We start from the raw sequence: 4,195 nt of genomic DNA, 5'->3' as shown, positions 1-4,195 counted from the left end.
AAGACATCCGCGAACCCGCAGGCCAACTATGACCGCGTCGAGGAATTCATCGCGCAGGATACGCCGATCATTCCAATCTACCACTATGCCGCAGTCGATATGTTTGCGGAGAACCTCGAAGGCTGGCCCTACGAGAATTTTGAACAGACATGGTACTCCAAGGATCTCTACAAGATCGCCGAGTAATCACTTGACGTGATGGACCGCGCCCCAACCTTACGGGGCGTGGTTTTCCCATTCTGTGAGGACCCCTGACATGCTGAGCTTCGTCTTCCGCCGCCTTGCTGTGGCAGTGCCAACCCTGTTGATATTGGTCATCCTGTCTTTTGTCCTGATGTACGCAGCGCCCGGTGGCCCGTTCAATTCCGAACGGCCGCTACCCCCCGAGGTGCTTGCCAATATCGAGGCAAAATACGGACTGGATCAGCCGTTCTGGAAGCAGATCGTTAACTACGTTTCCGGCGTTGTGACGTCATTCGATTTCGGGCCGTCCTTTCAATACAAAGACCGCAGCGTGAACGACGTGATCGCACAAGGCTTCCCGGTCACGCTGACCTACGGGTTCTGGTCCTTTGTCGTGGCCGTCACCGTGGGCGTGTCACTGGGGGTTGCCGCCGCAATCAAGCAAAACTCCTGGGTCGATTATTTCGCCGTCGGTGTCTCCATCGGCGCGCAGGTCCTGCCGAATTTCGTGATGGCCCCACTTTTGCTGCTCGTCTTCACACTCTGGCTGGGATGGTTGCCCGGCGGTGGCTGGAACGGCGGCCAGTGGCAATTCCTGATCATGCCCGTGATCGCACTCTCCACCTCTTACATGGCCTCGATTGCACGGATCACACGGTCCTCGATGCTTGAGGTGTTGAACACCAATTTCATCCGCACCGCCCGCGCCAAGGGCCTGCCGATGCGCCGCGTGATCTGGAAGCACGCGATGAAGCCCACAATGCTGCCGGTCCTGTCCTATCTGGGGCCAGCCTTCGTCGGCATGATCACCGGTTCTGTCATCATTGATGTGTTTTTTTCCACCGGCGGCATTGGGCAGTTCTTTGTGAACTCTGCCTTCAACCGCGATTATTCCGTCATCATGGGGATCACCATTCTGGTGGGCACCCTGACAATCCTGTTCAACCTTCTGGTCGATGTGCTCTACGCGTGGATTGACCCCAAGATCCGCTACTAGGGGGCTGCGTGATGTTACCCAACAGGGCAGCCGTCGAAGGCATCGCCGAAAACATGCATCTTGCCGAAGTCAAAGGCCGGTCCCTCTGGGCCGATGCGCGCACGCGGTTCTTACGCAACCGCGCCGCTGTCATATCGCTTATCATGCTGTGTGCCGTGGCAGGCTTTGCGCTCTTCGGGGGGCTTGTCGCGCAATACGAGGGTGATTTCGTCAACTTCAGCCTGATCGGCAGCAACGCATACCTTGGCGTCCCTTCCCTCGAGACAGGCCACTATTTCGGCACCGACAGCAACGGGCGCGATCTGTTCGCACGCACTGTGCAGGGGACCGGTATTTCACTGATGGTCGGTGTCGTGGGGGCCTTGGTCGCCGTGATCGTCGGCACGCTTTATGGGGCGACAGCGGGCTACTATGGCGGGCGCATTGACGGGATCATGATGCGGATCGTCGACGTGCTGATGTCGATCCCTTTCATGTTCGTGCTGATCCTGATGCTGGTGATCTTTGGCCGCTCCATCTTCATGCTTTTCCTCGGGATCGGCCTGATCTCGTGGCTTGATATGGCGCGGATTGCACGGGGCCAGACGCTGACCATCAAGAACAAGGAATTTGTCGAAGTGGCTGTGGCCACCGGCGTGCGCCCGCTCAAGATCATCCTGCGCCACATTGTGCCGAACCTCTTGGGCATCGTGATCGTCTACGCCACGCTGCTGGTGCCCAATATGATCATTTTCGAAAGCTTCATCAGCTTTCTGGGCCTCGGCGTCCAGGAACCCGCCACCTCGCTGGGTGCTTTGATCAACGAAGGCTCGCGCACCATGCAATTCGGCTATTACTGGCAGATCGCCTTCCCGCTTTTCTTTTTCGTCGTCACAATCTTTGCCTTCTTCTTTGTCGGCGATGGGCTGCGCGACGCGCTTGACCCCAAGGACCGCTAGATATGAGCCTGTTGGAAATCGAGGACCTCAAAGTCACGTTCACCACTGCCGATGGCGATGTGAACGCGGTGAACGGCGTCAGCTTCCATATCGACAAGGGCGAAACACTTGCGATTGTCGGCGAGAGCGGGTCCGGCAAAAGCCAGACCGCCTTTGCCACGATGGGGCTTTTGGCCAAGAACGGGCGCGCCATGGGGAAGGCCCGCTTTGACGGTCAGGACCTGTTGCAAATGTCGCAGCGCGAATTCAACGCGATCCGTAGCAAGGACATCGCGATGATCTTTCAAGATCCGATGACCTCGCTCAACCCCTATCTCAAGATCAGCGACCAGATGGCCGAGGTGCTGATGCTGCACAAAGGCATTGGCAAATCCCAAGCGGTGCGGGAATCCGCGCAAATGCTTGACGCCGTGCGCATCCCTGATGCCGCCGCGCGGATCACCATGTACCCGCATGAATTTTCGGGCGGGATGCGCCAGCGGATCATGATCGCCATGTCGCTTCTGTGCCAACCCCGCCTTCTGATCGCGGATGAACCAACCACGGCGCTTGATGTAACCGTCCAGGCACAGATCATGCAGCTACTGGGCGATATCCGTCAGGATTTCGGCACCGCCGTGATCCTGATTACCCATGATCTTGGTGTCGTTGCAGGGTTTTGCGACCGCACTCTGGTGATGTACGGCGGTCAGGTCATGGAAGAAGGCACCACCGATGATATCTTTGCCACCCCCGCCCATCCCTATACCAGCGGCCTGCTCAAGGCCGTGCCGCGTCTGGATCGCGAGACGGGCGACCTTCTGACCATCGCGGGCGAACCGCCAGATATGTCGAACCTCCCCGCAGGCTGTCCTTTCTCGCCGCGCTGCGCTGTCCGCCTTGATCACTGCCGCAGCCAGCGCCCCGCGATGGAAACCACCGGCAACCGCCGCCGCGCCTGTCACCTTCCTGCAAGCGAGGTCGCGTAATGGACACCCTCCTGTCAGTTCGTAACCTCTCGGTCACCTTCGATGTCGCAAAACCCGGTGCATGGCCCTGGACACCGCCACGCAAACTGCACGCCGTCTCCGAAGTGTCGTTCGACCTCAAGCCCGGCGAATGCCTTGGCATCGTCGGCGAAAGCGGTTCTGGCAAATCCACACTGGCGCGCGCCATCGTCGGCACGATCCCGTCATCTGACGGGAACATCTTCTTCGAAGGCGCGGACCTTGCCAATATGGAGACACGTGAACGCCGCGTGCACCGCCGCGACGTCCAGATGATCTTTCAGGACCCGCTTGCCGCGCTGAACCCGCGCATGACCGTGGGCGAGATCATTGCAGAGCCACTGATCACCCATGAGCCGAACACCCCCCGCGCCGAGGTCAAGAAACGCGTGGGTGCCTTGATGGAACGCGTGGGCCTCCTGCCCAATTTGATCAACCGTTATCCACATGAATTCTCGGGTGGCCAATGCCAGCGGATCGGGATCGCCCGCGCGCTGATCCTGAAACCAAAACTGATCATCTGCGACGAACCCGTCTCGGCGCTTGATGTGTCGGTGCAGGCGCAGGTCATCAACCTGCTGATGGAATTGCAACGCGACATGGGGTTGTCGATGATCTTTATCGCGCACGACCTGAGCGTGGTAAAACACATCAGTGATCGCACACTGGTACTCTATTTGGGCCGTGTGATGGAACTCGCAGACAGCCGCAAACTCACGACGTTGCCGGAACACCCCTACAGTCAGGCGTTGATTGCATCCGTACCGATCCCCGATCCGGTGCTGGAACGCGCACGCCCGCGCCCTGTGCTCGAAGGCGAGTTGCCATCACCACTTTCACCACCCTCGGGCTGCGTCTTCCGCACCCGCTGCCCCAAGGCGCAAGCCTCCTGCGCGGGCACGCGCCCCATGCTTGAAGACATCGGCGACAACCATTTTGTTGCCTGCCCTTTTCATGCCGCTCAACAAGTCCTTGTCGCAGAGGCGTAGCAAAGATTTTTAGCTAAGAATCTTTTGTCCGAACAATTTTCGTAGAAAATTGTTCGCTCTTGCCCCTAGTAGTCGCGCTCGTAAAACAGCCCGATGCTGGTA

Annotated in this window: 4 protein-coding genes and 1 pseudogene; all 5 read left to right on the top strand. The window is 58.6% G+C overall.

Annotation, left to right across the window (positions count from 1 at the left end):
* Positions 1-186: pseudogene (locus VGP75_RS09095) on the top strand (oligopeptide ABC transporter substrate-binding protein OppA); the annotation flags it as partial.
* A 70-nt stretch (positions 187-256) separates the two neighbouring features.
* Positions 257-1,180: an oligopeptide ABC transporter permease OppB gene (gene oppB, locus VGP75_RS09090; RefSeq protein ID WP_327543355.1), complete on the top strand. Its 924-nt coding sequence runs from the start codon at positions 257-259 to the stop codon at positions 1,178-1,180.
* A gap of 11 nt (positions 1,181-1,191) precedes the next feature.
* On the top strand, positions 1,192-2,118 hold the full coding sequence (locus VGP75_RS09085; protein ID WP_327543354.1) for an ABC transporter permease subunit: 927 nt from the start codon (positions 1,192-1,194) through the stop codon (positions 2,116-2,118).
* A 2-nt stretch (positions 2,119-2,120) separates the two neighbouring features.
* Positions 2,121-3,086: an oligopeptide/dipeptide ABC transporter ATP-binding protein gene (locus tag VGP75_RS09080; protein WP_327543353.1), complete on the top strand. Its 966-nt coding sequence runs from the start codon at positions 2,121-2,123 to the stop codon at positions 3,084-3,086.
* Positions 3,086-4,093 carry an oligopeptide/dipeptide ABC transporter ATP-binding protein gene (locus VGP75_RS09075; RefSeq protein WP_327543352.1) on the top strand — a complete coding sequence of 336 codons (1,008 nt, stop codon included), beginning with the start codon at positions 3,086-3,088 and terminating at the stop codon, positions 4,091-4,093. The genes VGP75_RS09080 and VGP75_RS09075 overlap by 1 nt, the downstream gene beginning before the upstream one ends.
* Positions 4,094-4,195 lie beyond the last annotated feature (102 nt).

This window comes from Yoonia sp. (genome assembly GCF_036007805.1).
GTDB lineage: Bacteria > Pseudomonadota > Alphaproteobacteria > Rhodobacterales > Rhodobacteraceae > Yoonia.
Note: the sequence above shows the minus strand (reverse complement) of the source record. Positions and strands in the feature narration are given on the sequence as shown.